The organism is Actinomadura logoneensis, from assembly GCF_003428695.1.
GTDB lineage: Bacteria > Actinomycetota > Actinomycetes > Streptosporangiales > Streptosporangiaceae > Spirillospora > Spirillospora logoneensis.
Genome location: NZ_QURH01000350.1, coordinates 1 through 523 on the forward strand (window position 1 = coordinate 1; position 523 = coordinate 523).

The window sequence follows — 523 nt, forward strand, 5'->3', positions numbered from 1 at the left end:
CGCGAGACGTTCGCCGCGCTCGCCGCGCAGGCACCGTCCGCGACCCTCGCCGCCGCGTCCCGCTCGGCCGCCGCGCCGGTCAAGCGGCTCGTCGCCTACGTCGTGCCCGCGCCCGGCGCGGTCCTCGACCCGGAGGAGCTGCGCGCGCACGTCCGCGAGCACCTGCCCGAGGCGATGGTCCCGGCCGCCGTCGTGGTCATGGACGAGCTGCCGCTCACCCCGAACGGCAAGGTGGACACCAAGGCGCTCCCGAAGCCGGTGCTGACCGTCCCGCTGCGCGAGTACCGCGCGCCGCGCGACGACCGCGAGGCCGCCGTCGCCGCGATCTTCGCCGACCTGCTCGGCGTGGACCGCGCCGGGATCGACGACGACTTCTTCGACCTCGGCGGCGACTCGCTGATCGCGATGCGGGTGGCCGGCCGGGTGCGCCGCGCCCTGGGCGTCGAGCTGCCCGTCCGCGCCCTGTTCGAGGCCCCGACCGTCGCCGCGCTCGCCGCCCGCGTCGCGGCCCTCGCCGAAGCGC

At 78.0% G+C, this 523-nt stretch carries 1 protein-coding gene; it reads left to right on the forward strand.

The features are described from left to right. A partial coding sequence (locus tag DZF91_RS22665; RefSeq protein WP_147341270.1) for a phosphopantetheine-binding protein occupies nt 1-523 on the forward strand: 523 nt, incomplete at both ends.